Annotated in this window: 31 protein-coding genes; 4 read left to right on the top strand and 27 right to left on the bottom strand. The window is 59.5% G+C overall.

Going from position 1 to position 24587, the window contains the following annotated elements:
- Nucleotides 1-2: 2 nt before the first annotated feature.
- From F1002_RS09930 to F1002_RS09810, 26 genes are all read right to left on the bottom strand, one after another.
- On the bottom strand, nt 3-443 hold the full coding sequence (locus tag F1002_RS09930) for a hypothetical protein (RefSeq protein ID WP_150428876.1): 441 nt from the start codon (nt 441-443) through the stop codon (nt 3-5).
- The gene (locus F1002_RS20965; protein WP_191090361.1) at nt 444-2642 is read right to left on the bottom strand and encodes a hypothetical protein; all 2199 of its coding nucleotides are present in this window, start codon (nt 2640-2642) and stop codon (nt 444-446) included.
- Nucleotides 2643-2714: 72 nt separating this feature from the next.
- Complete coding sequence (locus F1002_RS09920; RefSeq protein WP_150428875.1) at nt 2715-3059, bottom strand: hypothetical protein; 345 nt, start codon at nt 3057-3059, stop codon at nt 2715-2717.
- Nucleotides 3060-3062: 3 nt separating this feature from the next.
- The gene (locus F1002_RS09915) at nt 3063-3806 is read right to left on the bottom strand and encodes a hypothetical protein (RefSeq protein ID WP_150428874.1); all 744 of its coding nucleotides are present in this window, start codon (nt 3804-3806) and stop codon (nt 3063-3065) included.
- A gap of 2 nt (nt 3807-3808) precedes the next feature.
- Complete coding sequence (locus F1002_RS09910; RefSeq protein WP_150428873.1) at nt 3809-4282, bottom strand: hypothetical protein; 474 nt, start codon at nt 4280-4282, stop codon at nt 3809-3811.
- Complete coding sequence (locus tag F1002_RS09905) at nt 4282-4560, bottom strand: hypothetical protein (RefSeq protein WP_150428872.1); 279 nt, start codon at nt 4558-4560, stop codon at nt 4282-4284. The genes F1002_RS09910 and F1002_RS09905 overlap by 1 nt, the downstream gene beginning before the upstream one ends.
- Nucleotides 4561-4563: 3 nt before the next feature.
- A complete protein-coding gene (locus F1002_RS09900) occupies nt 4564-4830 on the bottom strand; it encodes a hypothetical protein (protein WP_150428871.1) in 267 nt (88 codons plus the stop codon).
- 84 nt (nt 4831-4914) lie between these two features.
- A complete protein-coding gene (locus tag F1002_RS09895) occupies nt 4915-5991 on the bottom strand; it encodes a hypothetical protein (RefSeq protein WP_223879531.1) in 1077 nt (358 codons plus the stop codon).
- A gap of 36 nt (nt 5992-6027) precedes the next feature.
- Nucleotides 6028-6372 carry a capsid cement protein gene (locus F1002_RS09890; RefSeq protein ID WP_150428870.1) on the bottom strand — a complete coding sequence of 115 codons (345 nt, stop codon included), beginning with the start codon at nt 6370-6372 and terminating at the stop codon, nt 6028-6030.
- A 12-nt stretch (nt 6373-6384) separates the two neighbouring features.
- A complete protein-coding gene (locus F1002_RS09885; protein WP_150428869.1) occupies nt 6385-7668 on the bottom strand; it encodes a S49 family peptidase in 1284 nt (427 codons plus the stop codon).
- Nucleotides 7669-7746: 78 nt separating this feature from the next.
- Nucleotides 7747-7968: a hypothetical protein gene (locus F1002_RS09880; protein ID WP_150428868.1), complete on the bottom strand. Its 222-nt coding sequence runs from the start codon at nt 7966-7968 to the stop codon at nt 7747-7749.
- A complete protein-coding gene (locus F1002_RS09875; RefSeq protein WP_150428867.1) occupies nt 7968-8501 on the bottom strand; it encodes a hypothetical protein in 534 nt (177 codons plus the stop codon). The genes F1002_RS09880 and F1002_RS09875 overlap by 1 nt, the downstream gene beginning before the upstream one ends.
- 8 nt (nt 8502-8509) lie before the next feature.
- Entirely contained in the window at nt 8510-9991 is a 1482-nt protein-coding gene (locus F1002_RS09870; protein ID WP_150428866.1) for a hypothetical protein, read from the bottom strand.
- A gap of 5 nt (nt 9992-9996) precedes the next feature.
- A complete protein-coding gene (locus F1002_RS09865; protein ID WP_150428865.1) occupies nt 9997-11787 on the bottom strand; it encodes a hypothetical protein in 1791 nt (596 codons plus the stop codon).
- Complete coding sequence (locus F1002_RS09860) at nt 11788-12165, bottom strand: hypothetical protein (protein ID WP_150428864.1); 378 nt, start codon at nt 12163-12165, stop codon at nt 11788-11790.
- Nucleotides 12158-12454: a hypothetical protein gene (locus tag F1002_RS09855; protein ID WP_150428863.1), complete on the bottom strand. Its 297-nt coding sequence runs from the start codon at nt 12452-12454 to the stop codon at nt 12158-12160. Before F1002_RS09855 ends, F1002_RS09860 begins: the two co-directional genes overlap by 8 nt.
- Nucleotides 12454-14415, bottom strand: a complete 1962-nt coding sequence (locus F1002_RS09850; RefSeq protein WP_150428862.1) for a phage portal protein — start codon at nt 14413-14415, stop codon at nt 12454-12456. The genes F1002_RS09855 and F1002_RS09850 overlap by 1 nt, the downstream gene beginning before the upstream one ends.
- A gap of 2 nt (nt 14416-14417) precedes the next feature.
- Nucleotides 14418-14645: a hypothetical protein gene (locus F1002_RS09845; RefSeq protein WP_150428861.1), complete on the bottom strand. Its 228-nt coding sequence runs from the start codon at nt 14643-14645 to the stop codon at nt 14418-14420.
- Nucleotides 14646-14712: 67 nt separating this feature from the next.
- Nucleotides 14713-14985 carry a helix-turn-helix domain-containing protein gene (locus tag F1002_RS09840; protein WP_150428860.1) on the bottom strand — a complete coding sequence of 91 codons (273 nt, stop codon included), beginning with the start codon at nt 14983-14985 and terminating at the stop codon, nt 14713-14715.
- Complete coding sequence (locus F1002_RS09835) at nt 14982-17219, bottom strand: terminase gpA endonuclease subunit (RefSeq protein WP_150428859.1); 2238 nt, start codon at nt 17217-17219, stop codon at nt 14982-14984. Before F1002_RS09835 ends, F1002_RS09840 begins: the two co-directional genes overlap by 4 nt.
- 23 nt (nt 17220-17242) lie before the next feature.
- Nucleotides 17243-17659: a hypothetical protein gene (locus tag F1002_RS09830; protein ID WP_150428858.1), complete on the bottom strand. Its 417-nt coding sequence runs from the start codon at nt 17657-17659 to the stop codon at nt 17243-17245.
- Nucleotides 17659-18123: a terminase small subunit gene (locus F1002_RS09825; RefSeq protein ID WP_223879570.1), complete on the bottom strand. Its 465-nt coding sequence runs from the start codon at nt 18121-18123 to the stop codon at nt 17659-17661. The genes F1002_RS09830 and F1002_RS09825 overlap by 1 nt, the downstream gene beginning before the upstream one ends.
- A gap of 114 nt (nt 18124-18237) precedes the next feature.
- Complete coding sequence (locus F1002_RS09820) at nt 18238-18882, bottom strand: phage tail protein (protein WP_191090360.1); 645 nt, start codon at nt 18880-18882, stop codon at nt 18238-18240.
- Entirely contained in the window at nt 18879-19157 is a 279-nt protein-coding gene (locus tag F1002_RS20960) for a hypothetical protein (protein ID WP_191090359.1), read from the bottom strand. Before F1002_RS20960 ends, F1002_RS09820 begins: the two co-directional genes overlap by 4 nt.
- A gap of 288 nt (nt 19158-19445) precedes the next feature.
- On the bottom strand, nt 19446-21983 hold the full coding sequence (locus F1002_RS09815) for a virulence-associated E family protein (RefSeq protein WP_150428855.1): 2538 nt from the start codon (nt 21981-21983) through the stop codon (nt 19446-19448).
- A 2-nt stretch (nt 21984-21985) separates the two neighbouring features.
- Complete coding sequence (locus F1002_RS09810; protein ID WP_150428854.1) at nt 21986-22474, bottom strand: phage regulatory CII family protein; 489 nt, start codon at nt 22472-22474, stop codon at nt 21986-21988.
- 198 nt (nt 22475-22672) lie between these two features.
- Here F1002_RS09810 and F1002_RS09805 point away from each other — a divergent pair, with 198 nt between their 5' ends.
- Nucleotides 22673-22969 carry a hypothetical protein gene (locus tag F1002_RS09805; protein ID WP_150428853.1) on the top strand — a complete coding sequence of 99 codons (297 nt, stop codon included), beginning with the start codon at nt 22673-22675 and terminating at the stop codon, nt 22967-22969.
- 96 nt (nt 22970-23065) lie between these two features.
- A complete protein-coding gene (locus F1002_RS09800) occupies nt 23066-23281 on the top strand; it encodes a hypothetical protein (protein ID WP_150428852.1) in 216 nt (71 codons plus the stop codon).
- 89 nt (nt 23282-23370) lie between these two features.
- Here F1002_RS09800 and F1002_RS09795 read toward each other — a convergent pair whose 3' ends face one another.
- Entirely contained in the window at nt 23371-23595 is a 225-nt protein-coding gene (locus F1002_RS09795) for a hypothetical protein (RefSeq protein WP_150428851.1), read from the bottom strand.
- 53 nt (nt 23596-23648) lie between these two features.
- On the opposite strand from F1002_RS09795, the gene F1002_RS09790 reads away from it, so the two are divergent.
- Nucleotides 23649-24011: a helix-turn-helix transcriptional regulator gene (locus tag F1002_RS09790; RefSeq protein WP_150428850.1), complete on the top strand. Its 363-nt coding sequence runs from the start codon at nt 23649-23651 to the stop codon at nt 24009-24011.
- A gap of 116 nt (nt 24012-24127) precedes the next feature.
- Nucleotides 24128-24586, top strand: coding sequence for a DUF4124 domain-containing protein (locus F1002_RS09785; protein ID WP_150428849.1), 459 nt, complete (start codon nt 24128-24130; stop codon nt 24584-24586).
- Nucleotide 24587 lies beyond the last annotated feature (1 nt).

Raw genomic sequence — 24587 nt, 5'->3', positions numbered from 1 at the left:
GACTATATTTCCTCGCAAACGAGTTCCCACGACCGCGTCGCGCTCTGATCGCTGGATTTGATCGGACCGTCTGTGATCACGGTCATTTTTGGCCAGACCAGGCGCATAGCGACGCCAGCCTGGTCAGTCACAAACTTTTCATCCCATGGCGCAGCACGTTGAGACCATCCGGCCGGCAATTGCTCGCCAATCCGGAAAGACTCGGGATACGGTAATTCGATCTCAAACGACTGACCGTAATCGATGGCATTAAGCGGCGCTGGAACCCAGCCGGCAGCAGACAGGGTGATGCGATGCTTACCCCAGTGCTTCATCTTGAACGCCGCGCCATTCGCCATGCGACGCGTAGTTGATCCACCAATCGGTTCGATGCGCTGGGAGAATTCGAGCCAGCCAATGATGGACAGATCGATGCCAGCGATTATCAAGGACGGAATCGCCATTTATCTTATCCCCGCAGCCAGAGCAGCCTTCTTGAATACATTGACGATCCTCTGGGCATCGTCGACCTTTGCCTCTGCCTGGTAGCGGCCCTGCTTCCCGAAGTCGAATACCAGTGTGGTGCTGGACTTGGCGGCGACTGGATCCGACACGGCAGGCAGATTCATACGCGTCACCAGGCCGCCATCGGCATACCCGGCCAGCGCCTTCATGCCGATCTGGTTGAAACGCGCCAGGAAGGCCAAGGCGCCCGGCTGGCGAACGACTTCCTGCCGATGGACATACTCTCCGGCATGCACGATGCCGGCGACCTGATACTTGCCGCCGGGCCCGGTGTAACCGCCGGATGACAAGCCGGGAAGGTCAGCGGCTGATATGTTTGAAGTCTTCGCTGCAGCAATCGCCTCTGGCGATCCGACCGGATTGAATTTGATGGGCATGGTGGCGCCCTTCTCGATCTCGGCCCGGATCTTCCCGATATCTGATTCCAGGTTGGTGATGTCAGCTTTGATCTCGAAATTCGTGGCAGCCTTCTTGAGATCACTGATCTTGGCTTCGACGGCATTGAGCGTCGCCATCTGATCGGCGGCACGTTTCTCGAGATCCTTAGCCTCCTGTTCCTTGGCCTTGGCCTGCGCATCGATCGCGCGGGCCTGTGCCTCACCAATCTGGGCCATCAAATCAGTATTTCCTGATTTATCGGCATACGATTCGGCCCGCGACAGGAATTCGTCAGCCTTCTTGGCGTACTGCTCCATTTGCTTGAGACGGCCGTCCAGCTGGGCAGCAGCGGCTGCAGCGGCGTAGTATCTTCCCTCGTCGTACAGATTCTGTGCCTGCTGGGCATTCGCCGCGGCCTTTTCTTCTTCAGACAGGCCATTGAGCGACTTGTCATAAATCTTGTCCGCCGTGCTGTTGCGTTTTGCGCGGGCCTTGTCCGTGAGCCTGGAAGCCTCATCGGATGCCTTTCGTGCCTCCTCGACCGACGACTGGTAAGCAGCGCGCAACGCATCCCGCAGCGACTCCGCCTCTTTTAGCCGCGCCGCATTGAGTTCCTTGTCGGACTTCAGAATATCCGCTGAAGCTTCGCCAGCCGCGATTGCGCGCAATTTCTCGAGCTTCTGCAACTTGAGAGCCAGCTGCGCCTGTTGGTTCAGGCGCTTATTGTTCAATGCATCCTGGTCGCCATCGATCAGCTTTTGCTGGTCGCGCAGGTAATTCATCAGCTTCTGCTGCTTGGCGATCTCCGCATCGATATCGGCATCGGTCATGCCGGAGAATGCTTGTTTCGTCTTGTTGCCCTTGGTGGAATTGAGACTATCCAGCTGGGCCTGAACTTTCTTGATCTGTTCGGCAATCGTCGCGCCCTGATCGGGCAGCACATCAAAAAGAATCTGCCCAATAGACAGCTTGTTCGACCGGGCAAAGACCAGTTTTTGCAGGAATGTATTGACCGCAGGGACCAACAGCGTACCGATGGACACACCGGCAGCCTTCGACATCGCAGCTAGTCGATCGAGGTTGTCATTGAAATCTGCGGCCGCCTTTGCCTGTTCCGGTCCAAGAACTAGACCTATACGCTCCGCCTCGTCACCAAGCGCCTTTAATCCTGCGCTTCCTTGATTCAACAGCGGAATAAGTTCAGCCCCCATCTTCTTGCCAAAGAAGTCGACGGCCAATGCCGTTTTGTTCGTGCCATCGGGAAGAGCCGCAAAAATATCCGCCAGGTCGTACATGACCTCATTGATATCGCGAACAGAACCATCGGTATTACGGACAGCAATGCCATACTTTTCAAATAGGGCAGCTGATTCTTTGGTTCCATTGGCCGCTGAAACAACCAGACCAGACAGGTAGGCAAGTCCTTTTCCCAGCGACTCAGTCGTTGTATCGGAAAGCTTGGCGGCATATTGCAGTTTGGCAAGCTCCTCAACAGCCACCCCTGTACGCTGGCTCATGTTGTCCAGCTGATCACCGTAGTCGGCAGCAACCTTTACTAGAGTAGCGAGCGATGCGGCAGCAACAGTGGCAATTCCAGCAACGGAACCTAAACCAAGCGAAGGAAATGCCGTTGCTGATAATGCCTGCAAGGCTGATAACTGCTTTTGCAGCTGGCTCAGCGACCCTTTGGCAACGGCGACAGCCTTGGTGACACCCGTGGCGTCGGCGCTGATAGTGATGTTGGCTTCAGGCTTTGCCACGGTTACGAATCTCCAGTGCCGCTATGTAGAGTCGATAGGGGTAGCCGAGCAGATTGGGATGCCCGGCCGTGGTCATGATTGCGATGTCGCGGTCGAATCCAGCGAGGCGAGACCGGCCGTGATCTGGAGGGAGACGCGGGCAAGCGCCTCCCTCACCCTGAAAAAATGGGGATTCAGTGCCCTTGCCTTGTCGCGGATGGCGAGCAGTTCGGCATGCGTGAATTGCTCGAGATCGTCACCACTGAAGTCGCACATGCGCGCCAGATCATCGAGCGTGCAATCGTCGAGAACCAGTGCGCGCAGGGGGTCGACAATGTCGCCGGCCTCCACTGCGGCAATCCATTCGCGAACCTGCAAAACGGTCAGTTCGATGACATTGACCGTTTTGCTGCCGACCGGGACGGGAAACGAGGCCATCGCTTAAGTCTCGATTTCCAGCTTCAGGAACTGGCTGATGCCGGCGCCGGTGACGGTCGTATCCTTCTGGACCGTGAAACTTATATCGAGCGACGCGAAGTCATCGCCGATACGCGAAATGTTGCTGGCCGTGCCGAGCTTGATCTTGAACAGTCGGTCGGTGCAGTACTTGCCGTCAACGGCGTTGACCCCTTCGAAGAAGAGCGACATGTCGGGCGCGCTGCTGACCAGGGCCTGCACGTCGAGCGAGGCAAGCGGGGTGTAATCGATCGTGATCGAATCGCCATTGACAACGCCAGCCGTGCCAATCGTTGCGGCAATCGTGATACCGCCCTTCGAGACGGTGTAATCGCCAGCGGCGACAACCGTCGCACCTTTTTTGACCACCGGCGCGACGCTGGTGTTGATCAGGCGGTTGGTCGGAATGAAGGAATCCGCATTGATGACATGCGCCTCACCGGTGATCGCCGTGGTGTTCAGCACGCTGCTTGTTCCCCACAGCGCCATCGCCAGATTGGCCGCGCTGATCTTGCGCAGCGTCATCTTGCCTTCGACCTTGTCCACCTTCGAGACCGATGCCGCCACGCCGCCGGCCGGATCCTGATAATCCTTGAGCTCCTTCTTTTCTTCGGAGAAGGTGTATTCGAGCGTCGACGCATTGCCGGTATCGATGAATTTGCGCAGAGCGAACGATACGCCGGAAGCGTAGGCGGCAAGCTTGATCTTGCCGGTGCCGATAAAACTCATGATTAAAGCTCCTTCTCGGTTTTGCCCGGCTGGTCCGAGCGCAGGTTGTAAGTGCAGGTAACGGGAATTCGCCAGCCGCCGACCGGCTGCTGCAGCGATTCGGAATCAGAAAACAGGGAACCGCCATGGACCATCAATCCACGGGTCAGCAGCCCATTGAGGCTGACAGCGGATTCGGAGCCGACCAGAGCCAGCTCAACAAGCTCATGCAGGCCGCCGATCAGCAGCTTGAAATCAGTGGCGGCTGCCATCAGGCAAACCTTCACGACGAATGACAGCTTGCGGGTTGTATCGACGGGGAAATGACCCGGCAGGTAACCGGACTGCACTTCATCGTCGATCTCGTCGATCAGTACCGCCGGCAGTTGATCTTCCTCGAGAAGATCCAGCGGCTTGATGTCGACGGTTGCGATGCCAGGAATACCGGACAGATTGTTCAGAACGGCGGCAAGAATGCGGTCGGCAACGTGGGACATCAGACCTTCTCCAGGTCAAGCGACACGAAGCCCTGCCCATCCGGACTCCTTCCGGCGACCCGATAGGTAACCGAGTCAATCACCAGGGATTCGTTGCGAAGCGGAGCGGGCGACTCTTCGCAGAAAAAGACCGGGTTGTTTCCCCGAACGATGCCAAGGGCGTCGGAAGGGGTACGGCGAAACAAGCCGGCGACCACGCTCAGATCGGTCTTGACGGCGAGCGCGTAGCCCGGCAGGTCCGGATCGATCAGCGCAGCGCGGTCGGCGGCATTCCACATGCTCTATTGATCCTGCCCGGGTTCGTTCGATTGATTGCGAGCAGCAGCTTCAGCTTCAGCAGCAGCGGCGGCTTCAGCGGCAGCGGCGGCTTCAGCTGCGGAATCCGTTTTTGCTTTACTCGCCACCTTGACGACTTTTCCATCCGCGACGGCGCCATCGGTCAGCAGATAGTGATCGTCTGGAATGTCGAGATCGATGGATTCGCCCGGCGCGTAATCCTTGCCATCGTGGCGTACAGGCGTCTGCACTACGTATTTTTTCTTGGCCATTGAATTCTCCTTGATCGCCCAACCGGCCGGCAGTGCTTCCCGGCCGGGGCGATGCGGTGCGGGCGAAATGCCCTTCAGGGGTTATTAGGCGACGGCGTTGCTGATCAGATAACCGGACAGAGCCGCCGTCAGAACCGGTGCGACTTCATCCGTCACCGGATAGATGTCGGACTTGGCATTCTTGTCGGCGTAGCCTTCCTCGACGAATGGCGCGCCATCCAGACGGTAGGTGTAGCCATAGGTTGGCTCACCGAAATCCGCCACGCCACTGAGGTTGGTATAGGCAACGACCACAAACTTGCCCCAGACATCGGTCAAGGTGCCGCTAGCGTCCGCATAAACGGCATCGCCGACCACCACGCGATCGACATCCCACAGCGCAGCAAGCATTTCGGCAGTAATGACATCGCGACCGGTGTACTTGATCCGGTCAATGATGGACGGATGCTGCTTGGCCGCCTTGAAAGCCTGAGCGGACAGCACGACGGTATTGCCACGGCGACCGATCTGGGAGCGAATGGCTTCCTTGCCGGTCTCGATATCCTTGGAAGGATTGGAGGTGCCGGAGTAGTCAGACCACTGGCTGGCACCGGACAGGGTTATCTTGTTGGTAGCGGCGTAGCTGGCGGCCGTGGTCGCGATATCGGCCTGAGCCTTTTCCAGACGCAGAGCGATGATGTTCTGCACCTTGCGGACGGCCATGTTGGCCAGATTGACCTGGGCAACGACCGAGGCTTCCTGCTGAAGCTCCCACGGAGCGACCGCCTCAAGGGCATGCTGCTCGAGGGTATAGTTTCCGGCCGCATAGCCAAACTGAATACGCTTGGTGTTGGCACCCGGCGCACGTTGCGTGTTGTACAGCGCGAAATCTTCCTTGCCGAAGGCAATGATCTTGCCACCGCGCGAGGTAACCGGCACATACGGGAAGAGGTTGAGGCCGACCATGTCGGCATTGCGATAGCCCTGCGCAACTTCCGACAGGATCGGATCGATGACGCGGGCCTGGCTGTTGCTCATCTGCGTGGCGCCGATGGCACCGAACGCAATGGCCATGTTCGGATCAACCATGTTCGGATCAATCCAGCCCGCGTGAGCGGAGAGAGCCGCGACGACAAGACCAACGGCCAGCCACAGATTGCGGCCAGTAAGAATTTTTTGCATTTCCATTCTCCTTGTGAACTCGGATATCCGTCGCGCTTAGGCGACGTTGGGGATGAGCAAGACTTCGATGGCCTGACCCGCTGCAGTGGCAGCTTCGAGCGCCAGGGCAACCTTGGCTCCAGAGGCCCAGGTGACGGCGCGACCGGTGGCATCAGAGGCGATGGTGGCCCCCGCCGCAACAGCACCACCGGATTCGAGCGTCGCGGTACCCAACACATCGATGGCGGCCATGTCACCGGCAACCCCCGATTGACGGCTGACGCCGAGGGTGTTGGCACCGGCGCCGGCTTGTACGCCAGCCGGGGTGACAAAGCGATTGTTAGTTACCGTACCCGTCAGCTTCAGGGACAGCGAGAGAACAGCGAGGTTTTGATTTGACATGGGACTGTCTCCTTATTGAGCCTCGACGGCACGCAGGGCGGCCATCAGGTCAGTTCCGGGATGGGCGGCCTGGTAGGCCTTGGCTTTGGCATGCAAGGAGGCTCGATCATTGCCCCCGGCATTGAGTTCGTCCTCGACGGGCGCAGCGGCGTGTTGCACCGGATTCGGCGCATCAGACGACAGCCTGGAAGCCATGGCACCGAGCTTTTCGCGTTCGGAAGACAGAATCTGCATGGCAGCATCGGCAGGGGTGGTTTTGCCGTCAGCCTTCAATGAGGCGATCAGCTTTTCGTGGCCGGGCATGGCCTGCGCTTCGATGCCCAGGATGCGCTCGCGCTCGGCGGTCGCACCTTCGGCACGGAAGGCGTCGGCAATCTCGGGATGAGACGCCAGGATGGATTCACGATCCATGATTTCTCCTTCGGCTTTCGGGGAGGTTGTCGAGTTCGCTACAGCACCGGCAGCGAGTTGCTTGACACGGGCAATCGCGCCGTCCAGCGTGGAAACACCGTCCACGAGTCCGGCATCGATGGCCTGTTGTCCAATGAAGACGCGGCCATCGGCCATGTCTTGCAAGACCTTTTCCTCGGAGACGCCGCGCGCCTGGGCGACAGCGCCGATGAAAAGGGAATAGAGGTAATCGGCTGTTTCCTGCATCGTGGCGCGGCCGGGTTCCGACAGCGGCGCATAATTCGAGGCGATGCGCTTGAACTTGCCAGCAGTGACTTCGGTGGTCTTGACGCCCTGCATGGCCTCGGCGGCCGAGATGTCCTTGTGGGCGAAGACGATGCCGATGGAACCGACCTGATCGGTTGCCGAAGAGATGTAGACTTCCTGAGCCGCAGCGCCAATCCAGTAAGCGGCGCTACACATGGCGCCATCGACAACGGTGACGACCGGCTTTTCAGCGCGGGCACCGCTGACGATATCGGCCAGGGCCTGCGTGCCATCAACCGTGCCGCCCGGTGAATCGACAACCAGCACAATGCCGGCGACGGAGCCATCGGCGGCAGCCTGGCGAATATCGCGACCGATGATCTCGGTACTCGCCATGCCGGAAACTTGCGTAAACAGGTTGGCTTTCTTGGAGAGGACACCTGAAACCGGAATGACAGCCACGCCATCAACGATCTGGTAGCCCTTCGGCTCATTGTTCAGCGGGCGGCCGAGGCGCTTTTCGACGGCCTCGATGTCGATCTTTTCGCCACGCAGATGAGTGGCGTAGATCGCCTGGATCTCGACCAGCTTGTCCGGTTGGATGGCCCAGGGGCCGGTGACGACATCGATCAGTTTCATGGGCTATCCCCGAATTGAACTGATCGCAGATTAGGGAGTTGGGTGTCTCATTTTTAGGGAAAACTGAGACGAACCGCGCTAGAGCAGCAGCAGTTCCTCTTCGCGGCGCTTTTTGGTACGCCGCTTGAACGGGCTGGAAATGGTCGACGAGGCACGCGACAAGGGAGCAAACGCCCCGGGCTGGATGGGCTCAGCACCGCCCGGCTGTTCGACGATACCGACCGGCCACAGGCCAAGCCGGGCCACCGCGGCGGCACCATGGCCGATGCCGAGCGTTGCGATGGCGCGCGATGAGAGCATTACTGCCGCGTCACGGTAACCGCACCACCTGCCTCGCTCAGCGCCATGAGCACCGCACCGAAGCTGATCTGCGTTTCGTTCTGCATCAAAGGCCTTGACGGATCAAGGCCAAGGCGCGCCCAGGCTTCGGCAAGCCGGTTGGCAAGTTCCACTGCCTGCGTGTGCGACCAGACTGCGGCAGCGATATCTTCAGCGTTGGGGCCGCTGCCACCGACTGCCGTGGTGACATAGGCCACACTGCGATTGCGCTCGACATAGACGCCGGGAGCCGGGACGATGACGGCATTGAGATTGCCGCTGATCGTGTAGTTTCCGGCATTCGGAAACTTCAGCTGATAGCCGTTGATCAGGTCCAGCTGGTACATGAATGCGCCGCCACCGAGGTCCAGCGCCTTCCAGGTGTGAGTCACCGGGTAAATCGCGCCGGTCGCGTCATCCTCAAGGTCGCGCAACACGGCGTGAAATGCCGGCAGATCGGGAATGGAAGCCGTGCTGTTGATGATCCTGGTCTGCCAGTCGACAGTGATCGTCATGACATCCCTTATTGGTCGGCGTTGCGCACGGCCGTGCCGCTGCCACCGTTGGACGTGACGGCCAGTGTCGACTCAAACGGTACGATGGGCGAGCCACCGCCGTTCCGCACGCGATAGCGACAGGTGAAATTGCTACCGAACTGCATCTGGGCGGAGTTGATCGTCGGACCGGATGCCACGGCATCGATCAGCGGAATGAACGCCGGGCGGTTGGTATAGGTCTTGGACAACGCGGGTGCCAGGCCGGAAACGGTCGTTCCGCTCCACCCCGTGTAGATGTAGCGGTCACCGTCAATACGGATCACGCCGGATGCCGGGGTATCGGCCTTCAGGCCGGTGACAGTGATCGAGGTCGCGCCAGAGGAACCGCTGACCGTATATTCAGTATCGAGGATTCCTCCTGAGCCGTTGTCACGACCAACCAGCACATAGTCACCCGCCACCACGCCACCGATCTGGACCGCGATGGAAGTCGGCGGTGTTTCGGTCACGCCGGTATGCGAGACAAGCTGGTAGTTTTTCGAGTCAGCCGCCTGAACGCCAGTCAACCACCAGCCTTGCGCGACGAACCACTTGCCACCGGCGAATGTTCCGAACGGCGCGGCGATGTTTTCGGCGTAGGCCTGCCCCGGCAACACCCGGTATCGCCAGCCAGGAATCGCGTTGAAATTGATCGTGCTGGATTCCGAGCATGCCCACATCAATGCCTGATAAGCTTGTGCCAGCGTGATCGAACCGTCGAGCGTGATCGTGCCCTTGTGCAGCAGCGCTCCTTGCCCTCCGCCGAGGTCTTGTGTGGTGTCGCCGTAGGCCAGCGTGATTTTTGGCGTGCCACCCCCCGTACCACCGATAGCCGTGGCGAAGTAGCTGGCGCAGACTGCCGGGGTCATCGTGCCGGTATCGACGTTGCCATCGATCGACGTGGAAAGCGCTGCAGCCTGTTCGCCACCAGCCGCCAGATTCACATCGAAATGCGAATAGGTCTGGCCGTACTTTCGAGAAAAAACCGTGATGTTTCCCGAATCGATCAGCGCGCCGCCGGACTTCGCCTTGACCAGAATCTGGAAGTTTGCCGCGTCGGCATCCTGCCAATATTTCGTGATCTTGGCCGCGTTCTGAATGATGTAGATCGGGCTGGAGGCCACCAGCGAGCCCAGAACTTTCAAGCCGGTATAGAGATCGTTTCCGCTGTTCTGCTCGATGGATCCGAACTTGAACCACTGCGCCGTCGCATCGTTGATATTGAAATTCGGCAGCAGGGTCAGTGCCATCGGGCGGGAAGCATTTCGCTTACCGGCCAGCTCGGAAGGATTGTTACCGAGGATGGATACCAGATCGTCACCGGCCGGCGCCGAGTTGTCCGCCAGGTCTTGCAACCAGGCATGCAGCTCGAGCGTCGAGTAACGAGAATGCGTTCCCGGCACGAATGCGGTCGCTTGCCGGATGTTTCCAGAGGCGTCGATTGTGAAGTCAGTTGCGTTGATTGCCATGGCGGTCACTCATCAAGTTGCTGCAGACATTTAATGGTCGTGGTCTGGTCGGCAACCGTCGTACCGGATGCCTGAAACTCACGATAAAAGGGAGAAGCGGTTGCCTTGCGCACGATCACGTTGAAATCGCCGATGTGCGACGTGTTGAAACTGAGCGAAGTACCCGGAACGTCGTTGTACAGCACGGTTCCGCCGATTGCCTTGGTGATCAGAACCCGCGATCCGCTGATGATGTTGGTCAAGGCGATCGTGCCGGACGCGGGCCTTGGACCATACCCACGGTCGTATTCGAACGGTCCGGCATCCTTGTACTCGGCGCCGCCGTTGTTGTAGTTCGGCCGCTCGTTGTCGCCGATGTCTGATGCCAGATTAACCAGCGCCGTGACAATCGAATAGTCGACCATCTTCGCTTGCGCGGCCGGGGTGGCACCGGTCCCGGCTGGCCGGAAATCGTTGTTCGCGTAATCCTTGAAGACAAGCGACGGGTCCGTCATGTCAATCCATGCGTTCACGGCCTCGTAGGTTGCCCACACCAGACGGAGATTGTGCGTTCCAGTACCAGCACCATTGAACGTCAGCGCAACGCCGTTGTAGGTCGTTGCAATCGTGACGTTATTTCCGGTCACCGAGCGGATGTAATAGACCTTGCTAGGATCAAGGGCAACGCCGCCGACGGTCGGCAGCGATCCGGTTGTGTCGAACATGACCGGCTGATTGATAGCGAGGTTTGGTGTTCCTCCGCATGTCATCGTGGTTGTACCGGGCGTAACCGCGAACGACAGCTTGTCGGTCGTCTGGCCGATGTTTCCACGGAATCGGCTGGCCGTGTAGGTCGGCGAAGCCCCCCAATTCAGCGTATTGCCGACAGACACCGTGTTATAGACAGACGCGGAACAACTCGCAGAGCCGGTGATACCCGTTCCGCCCTTGACGACCAGGCAATGCGCAATGGTCGATCCGCTATTGCCGTTCCAGTAGATTCCGCCGTAGGTTCCGGTGAATCCAATGACGATGCAGTTCAGGATGTAGCACGGGCCACCGACGTTGATCCCCTGACTGCCGCCGCTTCCAGTCTGCCTGACGATGCACTTTTGAACGTAGCTATTCGAGCCGGATGGCGCGATGCAAAACGTCGCGGCAGAAGTCGCGTTGTTGCGGCAGAACTCAAGGCCGTCTGTCGTGATGTTGTTGCCGCCGTGATACCAGCAACCTGCACCGGTTGTCGTCAGAGTGTAGCCGAGGCCTGGAAATCCGCCGTGAAATGCCTCGGTGCGCACGCCATCCATCGTGCTGGTCCAAAGCGTGGTATCGGCCAGGCCGTAGGAAAGATTCATCGCCGCCGTGACGAAATCGTCGAAAGCCTCAATGAACTCGATGACATCTTCGTCACCCGGCAGGGAGTTCGTGGAGCGGGCTAAATTTGCGGCCGCCATCGAAGCGTAAGCACGCTCAGACCCCGCAGTACCATAGCGAGCTTTTTGCGCCGTTGAGAGCCCCATCCACAAGGCCGACTTGAGAATCAGCCCAGCACCGGTCGACGTGAAATCGATCTTCGAAGTCAGGCTAGCGTCGTAATACAGCTCGAATGTGGATGTGCTGATCCACTTCGTGTAGTAGGTCGTGTTGAGCGCAAGCGCAGCACCGGCGACACTCGGCAATGTGCCCGACGCGAACTGAAGGCCTTTACCGTTCCGTGTTCCGTGGTCCGTCAGAGAGACGAGGTCGGTTGTCGCGTTGATCGTGACGGATTTTCCCGTCAAGCCGCCCCAGACAACGCAGGAATAGACCTTTGCCATTTAGGCAAGCACCTCGGCGGCTCGACCGGGCGCCAGAAGACCGGACTGCTCAAGCAGGTTGACGGCGGCAACCGTGTCGGGATCATCGAGATTGATGACGCCTCCCTGTGCAATTGTGGCATCGAGCAGCTTCAGGTAGTCGTCAAGCACCGAGCTTGTTTTAGCCGCGTCCCGGATGGCGATCCGCTCTTCCTGGGAAAAACGGCGCAGGTAAGAAACGCCAGTGATTTCACGCTGCGGCGCCGGTGCGTCTTCAGGTTTGTGCGGAATGTGGTTGTATCGCGAGAACGGGAACTGTTCGAAATCCGTCGCGTCATCAGCCGGATAGACATGCACGACTTTGCCGGTTTTACGATCCTGAACGATCCATTCAGCCACGGCGGTACTCCCGGGCATTTTGGTCGCCGCGCATCTCGCTCACATAGGCCAATGCGCAGTGGTTCGGATCGCGAAATATCCAGTTGATGAAGCGCTCCAGGCGATGATGCTGGCAGCGATGCGCCCAGGCGCTAATGGTCTCGTCGGCCATGTGGCCTCGCCGCAGGCAGGTACCGACGAACTGATCGAGCGAAATAGCGCACTGCTTTCCGTTCATCAACAGGCCAGCAATCAAGAGCACGATAAATCCCGCACCGATAATGGCGAGCGCATTCGAAATATAGGTCATCAGCCATCCCCATTCGGAATGTCAGGCAGCCCATCGAACTGATAGGCCGTGACGGTTGCAACGATTTCCTGCGAGGCCGCATCGCGCTCTACGGTCTGGCGAGCGGCGACCGGATGCTGCACGACTACTTGGGCCGGCGGCGTCTCGATGGTGGCTTCAAGCGTGACCGGTGTCGGCGATACTTCGACAGTGATACTCGGCGCATCGGCCTTCGGCATTACGGCTTCGACCGTGACGTTCGGCGTCGGCTGCTCCGGCATGATGGCCTCGACGGCAACTTCGACCGACGGCGCGGCCACGCTGATCTGTGGTGCAGCGGCAGGCGGAAGATGATTGTGCAGATGAAGCAGCATCTGCGGCTTGTCGGTTTTTGTTTTCTGATCAGCCTGGTCATCGCTGTCCGGTTCGACGGCTGGCGCGGCTGCAGGCTGGCCAACGGCATCGAGGCCATGTTCGCGACGGGCATCAACCTCGACGACGCGCTGCTTGTGCTTGACGCGCCAGTCGATACCGTCATGCAGCAAGCTCTCGGCCGCGACGGTGCTGATGCCGACATTGATGCGCTTCTCGGCGGCATTGACTTCCTTCTCGGGATCGATGCTGCCGGGCCCGTCGCCGATCCACAAAGCATGACACCAGGCCTTTCGAATGATCGGGTCGGCAAAGAAGCCGGGCGCCCGGATGCGGCCGGTGGCGACGGCTTCTTCCAGCCAGGTCTCGTAGATGGGCTGGCAGAAATAGGTGGCCAGCCATTCCCGACGCTTTTTGAAGAATCGCCAGGCATCGAGCAAGGCGGCACGGGCAGCGGAGTAGCTGGAGGTGAAGTGCTTGATCAGCACCTCGAAGGGCATTTCGAGCGCGACGCCGATCTGGCGGATGATGGCCTGCACGAAGGGATCGAACAGCGCATTCGGGCGGCCCGGGCTGGCGGACTCGACAGACTCCCCGGGCAGCAGGTTGATGGCCTTGCCGGCGCCGTCGAGCGAGCCGTCCATCGAGCCATCCCATTTCATGCTGTTCTGAAGGTAGGTGTCCTTGCTGTCGGCATCGAACATTTCATGGAAGGCTTCGCTGTCCATTTTGATGAACACGGCGAACATGCCGGAGATCACGGCGGCCTGCAGCTCGGCATCGGTATAGCGCTGCAATTGCTTCAGCGGCTCAATGACCGGTGCCAGCATCGGGATGCCGCGTACCTGACTGATACGGCGACGGTCGAACAGATGCACGACATTGCGCCGGCCGGTGCTGCTGCCGTAGTAGGCCACGCGCGACCAGCGCCAGGTGGCGCGGTTGGTGATCGAGCCTGGGTGATGGCTGCAGATATGGGCGGCGACCGCCGCTCCCCACTCGTCCATCTCGACGCCGGCGGTCAGCCGGCTGGTATCCGGTTTCAGATACGGGTTGCTTATGCGATCGGCCTCGACCAACTGAATGGCCAGCTTGTACGGAACATCCGGTCGTTTCAGTTCCGGCAGCACGGCGAAAGTGTCGCCGGACTCCAGGGCCGAGCGGAAGGCCAGGTCCTGCAGGCCGTAGAAATTCTGATGTCGGGTGACATCGCAGGTGATCGATTCGGCAAATATCTTGAACTGCTGATCGGTATGGCTCGCCCAGGCGGCGGCCTCTTCATCGCTCAAGCCAAGCAGCTCCTGGTTCGGAGATGGCTGCACGGCCAAGCCGGTACCGACAACATTGGTGACTTGCGTGTTGATCGCGCCGCCGGCGAGCGGCGAGTTGCGGACCAAATCACGCGAACGGGCGCGCAGGGTCGGCAGGTCGCGCAGGGTGTCGCTGTCGGAATCGCCGGAGCGGGGAGACCAGCCGGCCAGCCCAGGCCGCATATTGCTGGCGCCGTGGTAGGCGCCACCCGACAGGGCCATGGCCATTTTTTGCATGGCCTGCGTGCGGATCGCCAGATTGGCAGCCTTTTCGTGGCGTCGCGAGGTGCGTTTTGCCATGGTCAGCCTCGAGGAGTAAGGGTGCGCATGCGGCCGCGCCCGGATGCCTTGGCGGAAAGTTCCTTGACCTTCGCATCCCAATACGTGACGGCATTCTGGACATCGGCAAGATTGGCCCGGGTCAGCGCCTGGCCGTCGATTTCAACCTTCTGCTTCAGGACGATCTTGTCCAGGGCGTCCAGATACAGGGTGAGTTTTGCTTCGGCTTGCGCAAGCGTGATACCGGCCATGGAACCTCCGTGTGATGGCCGGAGATTAGCGACGGGGCTGTCTCATTTTTAGGGAAAACTGAGACGATCAGCGCTTCAGATAACGGTACAGGGTTGCCCGGCTGATACCGTTTTCCTTGGTTATGCGATCCACTGGTTCGCCAGCGAGGTAAGCACTGACCACAGCTTCCTGCTTCTTCACTACGGTAACTTCGGTCCGTTCCTTGATGTAGCACTCGGCGCCGTTGAATTCGCGACGGAATTCCTGCTCGATGCGCAAGGCGTTTTCGCGGGTCAGCCTGCCTTCCTGATGAGCAGCCAGCATGCGGTTGATCAACTCGCTGATCAGATCGCCGCTCATTGACCACGTCTCCAGCCGGACAACGAAATACCGCTCCCGGCAAAAGAAACCGCAGGAGCAGGCGCGGGGGGTTTTGGCGAAACAATTGGCGAAGGCACGGGAGTCGCCACCGGTGCAGACGTTTGCACCGTCTCGACAGCCTCGTCGACCGCCTCGGTTTCTGGCGAATCCTCGTCCGCCGTCTCGTTCATTGAACCCGATGAATCAGCTGGCGCCGGGGAATCGATCAGCGTGCCCTGCCGCAGCCGCAGCTCGTCGAGGTCCCATTGCCCAGGGCGGCGCAGGTGCAGGCGGAGGTGACGCGACAGGTAGAGCGCATACACGGCGCAGTCGAGCGCTTCGTTGCGGCGGTCGGTGCGCGGCTTCCATTTCCGCAGCTTCGGATTTCTACGGTCAGGGATCTTGATCTCGGAAAGCATCTGCTCGTAGAAGTCATCGCGGATGCCGTCGTACCAGTGCATGCGCCCTGCCCCGCTGCCCGGCAGGCGAATCCGGCCGCCTTCCTGCGCCCAACCGAGGATGAGGTCCTTGGCTTTGGCGGTACCGACCTGATTGATCTGGATGCCGAACTTGCTCGCCTTGGTACTCTTGCGATTCGGGTCGATCTTCTTGGGCGGGGTCCAGATTTCCACACGACCGACATCGTCCGGCGCGCCCTTCAGTGCCAGCACCGGTCGCGACTGGCGGTTGTGCTTGCGAACGAAGGCATAGGAGGCATCGCTGGTCTGGCCGTCCGAACAGTCAATGCCGCAAGCGGCGATCATCAGCCGAACGCCGCTCGGCGTACCGACGGTCTGGGTCAGCAGCTGCTCGAGCTCGAGCCACGCGCCCTGATGCGCAACGACTGTCTGGCCGTAAACCTCGCCCCAGTAGGCGCACCACATTTCCTCGCCGCGACCGATGACCCAGCAAGAAACAGCCAGGCGATCGTGCTGCACGTCGACCGACAGCAGCGGAACCATGCCGCCGGCCGGAACAGTCCATTCGGCGTACTTCTCGGCACGCTTGCGCAGTTCCTCCTCTTCCGGCAGTTCACCGGAGTATTCCCAGCAACGGCCGCGCGTGGAGTTTTCGAAGGCGACCATTTCCGTCGGGTCACCATGCTCCATCAGGTGCAGGGCACGTAGATATTTCTCGGCAAGCACCGGCACGCGGCTGCCGTCGAAAACGCTCTGCAGTTCGTTGCAGTAGAAGCCGGGGTCCGGGCTATCGGCGGTCGGTTCCCAACCGTAGTACGGCGCGACGCGAGCAGCGGTGCGGATGTTGGCAATGCGCTCGTCGTCAGACCATACCGAGCCGCAGTGCGGGCAAACGTAGTAGGCATCCTCATGCCGGGCCCGGCCATACACTTCGCGCTCGGGAAAACGGGTGTCGATATCAGAAGTGGCCAGTTCCTCGGCGGTCAGGTTCAGTCCGGGGATAACGACCTGCGCCCACTCGACCTCGTGGCGCTCGCCGCAGTCGTGGCAGGCGACCATGAAGCGGCGCTGGTCGGTGGTGCGCATCTCCTTCTCGATCTCGGAGGCGCCCTTCGCCGTCGGCGAGCCACCGATCAGCTCGAAGTTGTTGCGGATGGTCTTGCCGCGCTCCCGCAGCAGGGCGATCGCGTTGCCCTGCCCCTTGACGTCCTTGTTGGTATCGTCCGGTTCCTCGACGATGCGGATCTTGGCCGAGGTGGATTTCACATCCGAGGGCGAGTTCGACGCCACCAGCTTGATCAGGCCGCCCGGGTAATGCTTGCGGGTGGCGCTGTTACCATCGCTGCGCGACTTCAGGCGAATGCGACGGGCCAACTCCGGCGTCGACCGCACCATCGGCGAGAACTTCTCGGCATCGAAGTCCTTGGCCGACTTCTCCCGCGGGAACATCACGACCTGGACGCAGGGTTCCCAATGGACGTGATAGCCGAGCACGTTGCACACCACGCCGGCCGTGTAGCCAAGCTGAGCCGACTTCTGCACGATCACCCGCCGATTCTTCGTCGGATCGCACTCCGCAAGGATGCCGCGTAGCGCCGGGGTGTTCTCCAGGTCATACGCACCCGCGTAATCGTTGGTCTCTTCCCGGCTCAGGACCCGGTACGTCTCCGCCCACTCGACAATCGACAGCGGCTTCGGCGGCTCCAGCTCAGCAAACACCCGCTCCAACATCGCATCCAGCGCAGCCGCCGCCCAGCCATGATCACCAGGCAGGTCGTAAGCATCGCGGGTGCGAAATTGGACGGCGGAGGTCATGGTTTTTCGGATCTCAATTCAGATCAATTGCAAACGAGATCGCCTTCGTTGTTTTCATTCCGCCGGCCACCACGATCAAATGTCTGGTCAGCAGCCTTCAGCTTTTCTACTCGATCAATGCGCTCGATCTCGGCCAGGATCAGGGCGCCGGCTTTGACCAGGTCACGTCGGCTATTGGTCGGTTTCCACCATTTTTCGTCCCAAGGCCAGCCATACGGAGCGGTTTCGCAAATCGAGGTGTCGGTAGTACCGAAGTGAATAGCAGCGCCAGCATTGAGCGCATAGCTTCCAGCCGCTCTGGAAAGTTCTCCTTGGCTATGCTGATCGTCATGCTCCGGAGTCCATCCCTCGACAATCTGCTGGCGAGTACGCTCATCCAAGACATCAGCCTCAGCCTTTGAGAGCACGCGCGCCTTGCCCAACATTGAATCTCGACTCATCACTCTTCTCCTTCCTCTTCCACGACCTGCGCACTCTGCCAATGCGCCAGCTTGATGAGGAAGGCCTCATACGACTTGGCCAGCAGATCCTCGATTTCCTTGATGGGCTTCCCCGGCACTTCGCGCGCCAGGCGCGACGGCTCGTTCCGCCACATCTCCCGGGCCGCAACCATGGCCGCCCGTAGCTTCGGCTCGATCTGATCGGCCGGCAGCAGAACGCCGCGCTTCTCCGCCAGCTCGAGCTCGATCTTGTCGGCCTGGACGCGCGCCAGACGATCCTGCGGGCGCTCGCCCTGGACCTTCTTCACCTCGCGATCGACATACCAGCGGATGCATTCGTCTGTCTCATATTCCGACGGCACGCCAGGCTTCCCGCGTTGCGCGATCGGCATGCCCTGCTCTTGCCACTCCACGATAGTCTTCGGCGCCACGCCGAAAATCTCGGCAATCTGTTCCTGCCCCACGATGCGCAAGTTACTTACCTCCTAAGGCAACAGAAAACTGGCGAAAAACTGCGGTCGTTTCGCGCCGTGTGGAGAAGTGCTGGGAAGGACCCGTGACTGTATGGAGGGCTGGGGTCACTTGAGGAATCCCCTTAGGACTGAGCTCACCTCGCGCCGCAGGTTGATATCGAATCGCTCGATCATGACCTTGCGGATGACCTCATTGATTCGGCGCGCGTTGAACATCTGGGGCACGTCGATAGTGTTCAATGCCAGGATGGGCAGGCGGGCCTTGCCGTCGCGAATAAACACGGTACGGCCCTTGTTGCCGACGAACGCCCCGGGGATCATCTTCTGCCCGCCACTACGCTTGATCTGGAATCGAAGCTGCAGCGCCTTCTTGATGATCGCTCCATTGCGCAACGCATAGCTGCCACCCTCGCCCGCCTTCATACGCTTCCTCGACTGAGCCAACGTAATGCTTCTTTCGAGGAAGGCAATCAGGTTCATCGATCGGCCGAAGTCACGCTGGCTGGCTTCGAGGGTTGCCGACAGGTACAACGTGCCGCGAGAGAAAGCCTTGCGGACGGTCAGGCGCTCCTTGACCTGAGCAACCGTCAGTCGATACGTCTGACTGATCTCGCGAGCCATCTCGATCTTTCCCTGCTCGACAGTCGCATTGAGCGCGCGGGCAGCGGCCTTGTTTCCCAACTCTTCCGGCAGCCCGCCCAACTCGCGGATGATCCGTTCGAAGTTGGTCCGCACCTTGAGGCTGATCACTTGGCGCCCGCCTTGGCCGCCTTGTCGGCCTCGATACGGGCGCGCATCCCGGCCTCGACACTGCGGATGACCATCTCGCTGTACAGGATGTGGTTGGCACGGATCGCCATATCGCGGGCCCACAGGATCAGAACGGCCAGGTCATTGCTATCGGCCGCGGCCTTGATGGCGGCGCCGAACTCCTTGAAATCGTCCTGCGACCATTCTTTGCGATCCAGGGCGTGCTCGGCGACCATCTCGAAATCGGCACGCAGCTTCTTGAGGATCTCGCTCATGCATTTTCTCCTTTGGGTTCCATACCTTGATCAGGTATGGCAGAGGTGTGGAAGCTGAAAACCATTGTGCTGCGGCCTTCTTCCATACCTTCCATACCTTCCATACCTTTTTGTAGCCCTGTACGGAGGTGCGAGCGCGCGTGTACACGCGGGTGTGCGCGCCCGCCTACGTGTGCGCAGGAAAAAACGGTATGGAAGGTATGGAAGGTATGGAACAGCATTGCGACACAAGGCTTTCCGGGCTCCATACCTCGCGGCGAGGTGTGGAACAGGTATGGAACTTTGGGGTCAGAAGGGCGCACGAATTTCCCCCTCCTTGGTCGCCTGTTCGGCTTGTGAAACCGGCGCGCCACTCGACGATCCTGCCTCATTTCTTTCGGGAGGCTTGTACCAGAACCGGGTCATTCCGTTTCGCTTTTCAACTTTGGTGCACCCCAGCTTGCGCAGGGCCACTCCGATACGTGTCTGCAGGTCGCGTGTCAGCTTCGAAGCGTCGAGCATAAGACCCTCCATAGCAGCCGTCGCGATACTGAAATCCGCCACCTGCGAATACACCCAGTCATGCAGTGCATCAACGTAGCTTTCCTGCTGCTCACGCTTCAGCTGTTCGGGGTCGAACAAACTCTTTTGTTCAGCCTTTTCCGGCCAGTAACGCTTACCCGCTTCGTAGTACGCCATCGCCTCAGAAAACAGCTGCTCACGCGCTTCGACGAGGCCTTCTACATCGAGCGTACCAACTGAAACCGGCCAGAATCGCCGACCGCCAGTCGGGTCTTTGTTCCACTCCCATTCGTTCGTCGTGCCCGAGAAAACCAGCCGTCTCGGCAGCTTTACGAACGATGTGGCAAACGGTATGCGGAATTCATCAAACCTGCGGGAAAGGAAGGCTTTCTGCCGTTTTTCGTCGGATCTGGCCATGGCGCCCATTTCCTGAATCTCAAACAGCCATTTCCCTTGAATAGCCATCATCGAATCCTTGTTGTGGAGATCGAGCTCAGAATCACCAAACCAATCGTCGCCGACCAGCGCCGCCAAAATGGTGGATTTCCTCTCCCCTTGCTCACCCTCAAGAATCAAGCTGTAGTCGAATTTGCAGCCCGGCTTCAACGCCCGTGCCACCATCCCCATCAAGAACCATCCGCCTGCGAGGCGCAGGTATTCCTTCTGGTCTGCCGATGTCGGCACCGCACCCACATAGCGCTCCAGCCAACTGCCGATGCGCTTGACGCCATCCCACGCAGGAAGGCCGCGCAACCACTGCACAAGCGGGTTGAACATGTGATTCCGCGCCACGGCATCAACCGCCTGCGCCACGATCTCCTTGCCGGGCGCAAAGCGGTACCGGCGCGTGATCCAGATCGCCAGGTGCGTCGTATCCTGGTCGCCCCACTCCCCGGCCTCGCCCGTCACATAGGGCGCAGGTCGCAGCTTGACGACCTTCTGCGCGAACTCGTCGAAGGCAATGATGCCCTGCCACGCCGCGTCGTTCGTCAGCACGTCATAGACGTTCGCCACGCACCGCTCGATATCCCCTCGCTGCGTCGTCAGCAGCCGCCGATACCAGTCGTTCGGCCCCTCCTCTTCCCGCCCTGCGGCAGCATTATTAGGGGGGGAAGTGGTTTCGGGAGGTGAATCGGCAGGCGGTTCCCACAGCGTCAGATTGCCACGCAGCCACGCATCGTCCGTTTCCCGATCAACATGGCCAAGCTGGCCTGCCCCGACCATATCGGCAACATCCCAGCCGTTCGGCACCTCGCCCGGCTGGGGTATCTTCACCAGCCAGACCTTGCAATCCAGTTCGTGCAAGCGCTCCGCGATCTTCAGCGCCGCCTTCACGCCAGGCTGCTTTGACTCCGGCAGGAAGGGCTTCGAAAGCGGATCGACGCCCTGCGCCTTCTCGTCCTTGCTCAGCTTCTCTCGCTGCGCATCGCAATCGGGCCAGATGATGACCTTGCGGCCGGCCAGCGGAGACCAGTCCGCCTTATGCTCCGAGTTCGTCCCACCCGGCCAGGTCACCGCCACCAGCCCGGTGAACATCGAAGAAGCGATTTCCTTGCACTTCTCACCCTCCACCACCAGCACCGTCGCCTCGGGGCTCTCCGCCAGCACATCGAGGCCATACAGCGGCCGCGGCTCACCGAAGTGCATCCAGCGCCACATGCTCTTGCCGGTACCGGCGTGCGTGGCCCAACAGATCGGCAACACCGCCTTGCCGCCATCGCTGGTCTTGAAGCGATAGACATAGCCCAGCGTTGCGCCATCCGCGTCGCGGTAATGCCACACGCGCTCCGGCAGGCCGCGCTTGACGTGGGCCGCATCCACCGAAGGCGCATCGGCCGGCGCCGTGCGTTGCGGTACCCACTCCGTCACGGGCTTCCTGGGCGCCTCTGCATCGGCTGCAGCCTTGGCCGATTTCGAGGTCTTCTCTGCCGGGGGAGTTGCAGAGTTGGGTGGCATTGCGGCACGGCTGCCGCCACCCATGCGGGGGGGTAACTCAATGCCCAGCTCGCCGGCCACTTCGTAAGCTGCGGCGATCTGGTCACCATCATGAAACAGGTAGGCACACAGCGAAATCAGGTCATTGCCGGCCGCATCGTCGGCAAAATCGCCCCAGCGGCCGGTGACGGTGTTGATCGAAAACGACCCTTCCTTGCTGTCGCTGCGTGTCGGATTGACCGACTTGTACTCCGGTCCGTCATCCTTATGCCCATTGGGCAGCCACTTGGCCAGCAACGTATCGACGGCGCCGAGCGCGCGATCAGCAAGCAGCGCAAAATCGATTTTCTCTCGCCGGCCCCCGCCGGCTTTTCCTCCCCTTGAAGCCATTATCAGGATGCCTTCTTGACCGACACCAGGGGTTGGGACGGCAGTTCGCGAACCGTCGTTTCAATCTCGGCCAGCATGAGCTGAATCGCCGAAATCGTGCGATACCCTCGCAATTTCAGAGCGCTGAACTCCTTCGGGTCAATAAGTCCATCGGCACGGGCATCGGAAAATTCTTTCGACAACTCACCCATCTGTTGAATGATTGCCAGGTAGGACTGCAACACATCGTCATCACCTGCCGGACCGGTCGGCAGCACGATGAAAACGCCGCCGAAGTGCTCGCAGACCGCTTCGGCATAAACCGTTGTCTGCGCGTAATCCGCCAGAGCCAACGCCTCGCGGGCAGTCACCTCATTTGTTGTTATTGCCTCGGAAAACTTGTTGTGCATTGTCCCAGGAGAACGGCCGATCTTCTTTGCTGCGGCGGCAATTCCGCCAGGAAGACCGAGCAAAACTGCGTGGAGCGCATCGATAGGATCACGGTGAGTCATGACAAACCTCCTAACTAAACACCCAGCCCGAAACAAGGCAGACTAGGCACATGGAATAAAAAGCCCGGACCCGAAGGCCCGGGAAAGCGGTGGAGACAAACCAACGCGGGGATAAAGGAGGCCAGCCCATGACCGCTAGAATGACGATGCGACTCAACACCCGAACGGAAAGGACCAGCCGTGAAACTGGAAAGACGCGTGCGCGCCCTTGAACGCACCATCGAAAGGCAGCAGGAAAGGCTGCAGGTCGTCATCGCCGACATGCTGGCGCTACGGGCCATGGTCGTCTCCAGCGCGCCGCTCATCGCAACTTCCTCAGCTGAGCAATACGCTGCATTGAAATACCGAGCGCAGGACCGATTAACGAATCACCTTCTACTCGCTGGTCTATCTGATGCACTGGCGGCAGAAGCGAGCACATCGCTCGAAGGCATGTTTTATGAAATCGACGCGGCGCGAAACGAAGCGGATCAGCCATCACCGAGGGTTTCTTGATGGACGCCATATCACGCCACCCAACCACAAAAAGCGGCCGGCCACATTCCGATAGAATGAAGTTTCCACACGTCATTGCCATCGAAAGGGCCGACCATGACCTTCACACTCGATTCACAGATCATCACGATCCCCTGCCCCCAGTGCGGCAAGCAGCTGAAGGAAAAGATCGGAAGGCTCAAGCGAGAGAAGAAAATCGCCTGTTCCGTCTGCGGGCCGATGACTGTCAATGCGGATCAACTCTCCGCCATCGAGCGATCCATCAACGAACAACTCGCGCAACTGAAGCGCAAGATCACCCTCAAGCTCTAACGATCCCGATTCAAGGGCCACACTCAAGGCGTCAAGGGCGCTCTGCAAGGGCGCTGCGTCGACTTTCAAACGGATCTGCGCAGGCGCCATCACGCCACCCTTCTGGCTTCTTCCTGCCCGGCAGGCGAATTGCCTGCGACAACGACTTCTCGATGCAACGAGCGGATTGCCTCGCCATCGGTCCAGCCGACATCACGATATTTCCCGGAAACCACGGCGGATACCCAAGCCTGGGATCGACCGAGGCGTTTACCGATATCGACCTGAGAAAGCCCTGTCGAGAGGATTTCAGAGATAAGTTTTTGCCAGTTCATGAGTCGATTATCGCGATTGCGATTTATCAAGTCAACGCCTTTGCGATACCCGCATGAATAACAGTTGCGATATGGAAACGATCGGCCAACGCGTCAAGCGCATTCGTAGTGACAAAGGGTGGAATCAGAGCGACCTTGTTCGGCATTCAAAACTCCCTCAATCAACTGTCGCATCAATCGAAAACGATTCCAGAACAAAGGAATCAAGCGCCCTAATTGACGTGGCGCACACTTTAGGGGTCTCTGCATATTGGCTAAAAACAGGTAAGGGCGAACCAAGCGCTCACAAACTGAGCCAAGAAGAGCAGACCATTATTGAGGGTTACCGACTCCTTGAACCCGCCGCAAAGGAAATGTGGCTGTTGGTTGCGCATAGCAAAATTTCAGAAGCAGAAACTAAAGCAAAGGCCGCGTGATTTCGCTAGCGGACTTCCGCAGCCGATTTGTATGACAAAGATCATATGACTTATAGGTGATTTTTCACGATCACTCTTTGCTGATAGCATATGCGAAGTTTATACAAGGAGATTTCATGCGCCTTATTCCCCTCCTCGTTCTATTGATGCCTGCGGCAGCGTGCGCCCAATACAAGTGTACGATCAACGGGAAAACACAATATTCGGACCAACCATGCGCCGCCGGCGCGCGTTATGTCGGCGCCCTGGAAGACAACGTCAGTGAGCGAGCCAGAATTGACGCTGAACTGATCCGGCGCGGCGAAAAAATTCAACGCAACAACATAGAACGCCGTGAAAACGATGCTTTTCGCGGCCAGCAACGCGCCATCGAAAACCAGATTTCCGCTGAGCACGCCCAGCAGGCCGCTGCCGATCAAGCAAAGAAAAGCCGGTGCGGCAATCTGGAGTATGACATCAGGTCGAACCAGCGCGGCGTGGCCCGCTACCAAGATTTCGGATGGCAACGTAGCCTGACCCAGCAAGAGATTGAACTGAAGCGCAATCGCGAGGCCTACGAACGCGACTGCCGATAGT

This window comes from Dechloromonas sp. CZR5, assembly GCF_008711155.1.
In the GTDB taxonomy this organism is placed as follows: domain Bacteria; phylum Pseudomonadota; class Gammaproteobacteria; order Burkholderiales; family Rhodocyclaceae; genus Azonexus.
This window is presented reverse-complemented; position numbering and strand designations above follow the sequence as displayed.

Excerpts from the sequence above, each read along its gene's own strand:
- F1002_RS09855 (WP_150428863.1), bottom strand. The coding sequence starts at position 12,454 with ATGACCTATATTTCGAATGCGCTCGCCATTATCGGTGCGGGATTTATC.
- F1002_RS09905 (WP_150428872.1), bottom strand. The coding sequence starts at position 4,560 with ATGTGGAATGCCGCCGACCGCGCTGCGCTGATCGATCCGGACCTGCCG.
- F1002_RS09920 (WP_150428875.1), bottom strand. The coding sequence starts at position 3,059 with ATGGCCTCGTTTCCCGTCCCGGTCGGCAGCAAAACGGTCAATGTCATC.
- F1002_RS20960 (WP_191090359.1), bottom strand. The coding sequence starts at position 19,157 with ATGAGCGAGATCCTCAAGAAGCTGCGTGCCGATTTCGAGATGGTCGCC.
- F1002_RS09930 (WP_150428876.1), bottom strand. The coding sequence starts at position 443 with ATGGCGATTCCGTCCTTGATAATCGCTGGCATCGATCTGTCCATCATT.
- F1002_RS09900 (WP_150428871.1), bottom strand. The coding sequence starts at position 4,830 with ATGGCCAAGAAAAAATACGTAGTGCAGACGCCTGTACGCCACGATGGC.
- F1002_RS09885 (WP_150428869.1), bottom strand. The coding sequence starts at position 7,668 with ATGAAACTGATCGATGTCGTCACCGGCCCCTGGGCCATCCAACCGGAC.
- F1002_RS09880 (WP_150428868.1), bottom strand. The coding sequence starts at position 7,968 with ATGCTCTCATCGCGCGCCATCGCAACGCTCGGCATCGGCCATGGTGCC.
- F1002_RS09910 (WP_150428873.1), bottom strand. The coding sequence starts at position 4,282 with ATGTCCCACGTTGCCGACCGCATTCTTGCCGCCGTTCTGAACAATCTG.
- F1002_RS09810 (WP_150428854.1), bottom strand. The coding sequence starts at position 22,474 with ATGACTCACCGTGATCCTATCGATGCGCTCCACGCAGTTTTGCTCGGT.
- F1002_RS09835 (WP_150428859.1), bottom strand. The coding sequence starts at position 17,219 with ATGACCTCCGCCGTCCAATTTCGCACCCGCGATGCTTACGACCTGCCT.
- F1002_RS09850 (WP_150428862.1), bottom strand. The coding sequence starts at position 14,415 with ATGGCAAAACGCACCTCGCGACGCCACGAAAAGGCTGCCAATCTGGCG.
- F1002_RS09830 (WP_150428858.1), bottom strand. The coding sequence starts at position 17,659 with ATGAGTCGAGATTCAATGTTGGGCAAGGCGCGCGTGCTCTCAAAGGCT.
- F1002_RS09800 (WP_150428852.1), top strand. The coding sequence starts at position 23,066 with ATGACCTTCACACTCGATTCACAGATCATCACGATCCCCTGCCCCCAG.
- F1002_RS09890 (WP_150428870.1), bottom strand. The coding sequence starts at position 6,372 with ATGTCAAATCAAAACCTCGCTGTTCTCTCGCTGTCCCTGAAGCTGACG.
- F1002_RS09895 (WP_223879531.1), bottom strand. The coding sequence starts at position 5,991 with ATGCAAAAAATTCTTACTGGCCGCAATCTGTGGCTGGCCGTTGGTCTT.
- F1002_RS09840 (WP_150428860.1), bottom strand. The coding sequence starts at position 14,985 with ATGAGCGGCGATCTGATCAGCGAGTTGATCAACCGCATGCTGGCTGCT.
- F1002_RS09915 (WP_150428874.1), bottom strand. The coding sequence starts at position 3,806 with ATGAGTTTTATCGGCACCGGCAAGATCAAGCTTGCCGCCTACGCTTCC.
- F1002_RS09815 (WP_150428855.1), bottom strand. The coding sequence starts at position 21,983 with ATGGCTTCAAGGGGAGGAAAAGCCGGCGGGGGCCGGCGAGAGAAAATC.
- F1002_RS09785 (WP_150428849.1), top strand. The coding sequence starts at position 24,128 with ATGCGCCTTATTCCCCTCCTCGTTCTATTGATGCCTGCGGCAGCGTGC.
- F1002_RS09870 (WP_150428866.1), bottom strand. The coding sequence starts at position 9,991 with ATGGCAATCAACGCAACTGACTTCACAATCGACGCCTCTGGAAACATC.
- F1002_RS09790 (WP_150428850.1), top strand. The coding sequence starts at position 23,649 with ATGAATAACAGTTGCGATATGGAAACGATCGGCCAACGCGTCAAGCGC.
- F1002_RS09875 (WP_150428867.1), bottom strand. The coding sequence starts at position 8,501 with ATGACGATCACTGTCGACTGGCAGACCAGGATCATCAACAGCACGGCT.
- F1002_RS09845 (WP_150428861.1), bottom strand. The coding sequence starts at position 14,645 with ATGGCCGGTATCACGCTTGCGCAAGCCGAAGCAAAACTCACCCTGTAT.
- F1002_RS09865 (WP_150428865.1), bottom strand. The coding sequence starts at position 11,787 with ATGGCAAAGGTCTATTCCTGCGTTGTCTGGGGCGGCTTGACGGGAAAA.
- F1002_RS09795 (WP_150428851.1), bottom strand. The coding sequence starts at position 23,595 with ATGAACTGGCAAAAACTTATCTCTGAAATCCTCTCGACAGGGCTTTCT.